Origin of the sequence: Bradyrhizobium sp., from assembly GCF_019242285.1 — a bacterium.
Classification (GTDB): Bacteria; Pseudomonadota; Alphaproteobacteria; order Rhizobiales; family Xanthobacteraceae; genus Bradyrhizobium.
This window is the reverse complement of the sequence record NZ_JAFAVV010000628.1, coordinates 1-3,239: the sequence shown is the minus strand read 5'-3', so window position 1 is coordinate 3,239 and position 3,239 is coordinate 1. Positions and strand designations below refer to the sequence as shown.

The window sequence follows — 3,239 nt, the reverse complement described above, 5'->3', positions numbered from 1 at the left end:
GGTGAACGGCAGCGTGCCCGTGAGCATGCGGTAGAAGATTACGCCCACGCTGTAGAGATCGCTGCGCGCGTCGACCGAGCGGTTCATTCGGCCGGTCTGCTCGGGCGCCATATAGGCGAGCGTGCCGGCGATCGTCTCGGGCGGACCAGGCGACTGGCGCTCGCGCGCCAAGCGCGAAGCAATGCCGAACCCGGTCAGCCGCACCTCGCCCGTCGCGCCATTGACCAGGATATTGGCCGGCTTGACGTCCTTGTGGACGAGCCCGCACTGATGAAGCTTGCCGAGAGCCTCGGCAACAGCGCTGCCGAGGTGCAAGAAGCGTCCCACCTCCATGGGCGCGCCGAGCAGCCGGTCGAGTGGCTCGCCACCCACATCATCGAGCACCAGCACGGTCCGGCCGGCATCGCGGACGAGGTCCAGCGGCCGCACCGCCCACGCCCCGTCAAGTTCATCCCTCAATTCGTATTCGTGGGCGAGGCGATCGAGGTTCGAGCGGGACGGGTGGTCGCCGGCGGGAACAACGGTCAGCACTGCGTGCTGCTTGCCGTCATCGTCCACTCGCCAGCCACGACGGAAGACGCGCTCGCCGTCCTCCCACAAGACCTGAGAGCCGCCGTCCGAGTATGCGCCCTGCAACGAATGCCGCACCATCTGTCAGACTCCGGCGTTGGCCGGATCGAGTGTACCGCATCGTCTGAGAAATGCCAGTCACTGTCGATATTGCTCGATCCGACGGACGTCATTCCGTCGTCTCCACAGCAACGATTTGCGAACCCGCTGTCCCCCTCCAGTACCCAAATCGTACCACCGTGGCTTGAGCATGCCCGCCATCCGCTGATCCCGCTTGATCATGGCGAGGTGGATCCGCCCTCTCTCCAGCAGCGATTTGCCACGATTTGCAGGGCTTTACTCGCAAGGGAAACGCATGCCCGTTAAATGGGGACGATCGCCGACCAACGTGAACAATTGGAGATTCCGATGGCGACCGCCAGACCGGCAAGCGCGCTACTGACACAGGTCATCGATGCGCATGGTGGCATGGCGCGGTGGAATGAGCGCAAAAAGGTCGAGGCCACAATCGTGAGCGGTGGCGGGTTCTTCCCGCTTAAAGGCGTCATGCCAGATTCGGAACCGCGGCGCATGACCGTGTGGCTACACGAGGCCCGCTCATCCGTATTGCCCTACGGTGCGCCCGATCAGCGCACGATGTTGACGCCGGACAGAATCGCCATTGAAAAAATTGACGGAACCGTGGTCGCGGAACGGCGCGATCCAAAAGACTCGTTCGCGGGTCATCAGATGAGCACGCAGTGGGATGCATTGCATCTTGCCTATTTCAATGGTGAAGCTCTCTGGACATACTTCATGACCCCCTTTCTCCTGACGCTGGAAGGCGTTGTCGCGGAGGAAGCTGAGCCGTGGCACGAGGACGACGAAACGTGGCGCGTGCTGCGCGCGCACTTTCCAGGGTCAATCGACACGCACAGTCTGGTTCAGGATTTCTTCTTTGATCATGATTTCCGACTGCGTCGCCACGATTACAGCGTCAACATCGCCGGCGGTTTCCCCGCCTCGCAACTCACATCGGACTACATCGTGGCGAACGGGATTCATTTACCCGCCAAACGACGCGCCTACACGCGTGGCCCAGACCGACGGCCGATCCTGGACATGCTGATGGTTCGCATCGACATCAGCGACGTCCAATTCACGTAACGGACACGATCGGATGCTCGCTCTCAACCCAGACCAAATCAATCCGGGATCGCTCTGGGGCAGTGCCAATGCTGCGAAAGCCTCACCGGATCGCTCTCGAGGCACGAGGAGCATTTGATGGACGATCAATATCGCGAACCTTTCACGTTGTACGAAAGGCAGGGAGGACAACTGCATGGCGCTACGTCTCGGCGCCATGCCATGGCACGCGTTGGCTTTTGGGGCCTCACGCTCGCTGCGCTTCATGGCAAGGCTTGGGCGCAACGACCGGGCAGTTTCAGCAATGAAGCGCTCGCTTTACCCACCGGCCGCACGCCGAGCGATGCGGACGCAGCGATTCGTGATGTAAAGATCGCTCGCGCCATGCGAGCCGGGCCGATGCAGATCACCAAAAACGCTACGGTCGCTGAGTTGGACCGGGAAGGCAACATGACGGCCATCCTCCGCGAGGGAAGCAATGATTGGGTCTGCACACCTGGAGACGAGAACCGGATTGGCGATCCTCCCATGTGCATCGATCGTATAGGCATGCAGTGGTTTAAGGATCTTATTCTGCGCAAGCCACACCCCTCGAATACTGTGCCTGGGCTCTGCTACATGCTTTGCGGAGCTACACAGCATAGCAACTCCAATGCATTCGATACTGCGAGTCCCGCGATACCCATCGGGCCGCACTGGATGGTGCTCTGGCCCTTCGACTCGGCGCATTGCGGCCTACCGACTGACGTGCGCGACGCGGGCGCGTGGATCATGTTCGCGGGAACACCATACGCCTATCTCCACATTTGCGGCTCACCTTGGGTTGGCAACAGCTACACTCCCGAACATCAGCCGGTATGGACGATGCGGTACGTCAAACGGGGGAGCTGAGAGGCTGCGCTCGGGTTCCCATGTCAGGCTTTTTACTCAGATCGGAGGTGATGCGTGCCAACCTGTAACTCGAAGAATCGGAAGCGGTGACTGGTTCACCGGCGCGATGCGTGAGGTGACCGAGTTTGACATCAAGGATGTTCGCGGCAAACGAGCCAAGTACACGACATTCCACATACAGTTTGCGTCGCGCGACAATTGCCTATCGTTGACATCCTTTATCGGGGCGGACGTTGCAAGTCTCGCCGCATCGGCGGGGCAAAGAGCTGACGTGCATCTACACGACCGAGCGACCTGGCTTCAGCCGGGAGTTGCCCAACTGGATGTTCTATCAAGCCTATTGCGCAGGCATGACGCTCGGCGCGCCCCAGATCGGCCTGGAAGGTCTTACTGAACTAGCTGCCGTTCTCGCCTTGCTCGGTGAGACTCAGAGCCCGGCCCCACCCTCCAAACCTTCAGAGAAGGAGGGGGCGCGTGCCAAGGAGTCGATCCCACAATCAGGCGCGGTTTGCTCTCGAACTGGAGCGCCCGGTGCGGCCGGTCCCAGTGGTCACCGGCAACCCGGAAGGATTGCTGGGCGCGTTAGCCGATCTCCTGCTGGCCGCTCTCGGGGTCGAGGCGACGATGACAAAGGGGGACAGCGATGAGCGCCA

The 3,239-nt window shown here is 61.1% G+C and carries 3 protein-coding genes; 2 read left to right on the top strand and 1 reads right to left on the bottom strand.

From position 1 onward, the window contains the following. A partial coding sequence (locus JOY90_RS25705; RefSeq protein ID WP_291693916.1) for a serine/threonine-protein kinase occupies window positions 1-651 on the bottom strand: 651 nt, incomplete at its 3' end. Between the two features lie 285 nt (window positions 652-936). Here JOY90_RS25705 and JOY90_RS25700 point away from each other — a divergent pair. Next, on the top strand, window positions 937-1,716 hold the full coding sequence (locus JOY90_RS25700) for a hypothetical protein (protein ID WP_291693915.1): 780 nt from the start codon (window positions 937-939) through the stop codon (window positions 1,714-1,716). 117 nt (window positions 1,717-1,833) lie between these two features. After that, entirely contained in the window at window positions 1,834-2,586 is a 753-nt protein-coding gene (locus tag JOY90_RS25695; RefSeq protein WP_291693914.1) for a hypothetical protein, read from the top strand. The last annotated feature ends 653 nt before the right edge of the window (window positions 2,587-3,239 follow it).

What these genes read in the sequence shown, in the direction of transcription:
- JOY90_RS25700 (WP_291693915.1), top strand. Translation starts at nt 937, where the DNA reads ATGGGGACGATCGCCGACCAACGTGAACAATTGGAGATTCCGATGGCG.
- JOY90_RS25695 (WP_291693914.1), top strand. Translation starts at nt 1,834, where the DNA reads ATGGACGATCAATATCGCGAACCTTTCACGTTGTACGAAAGGCAGGGA.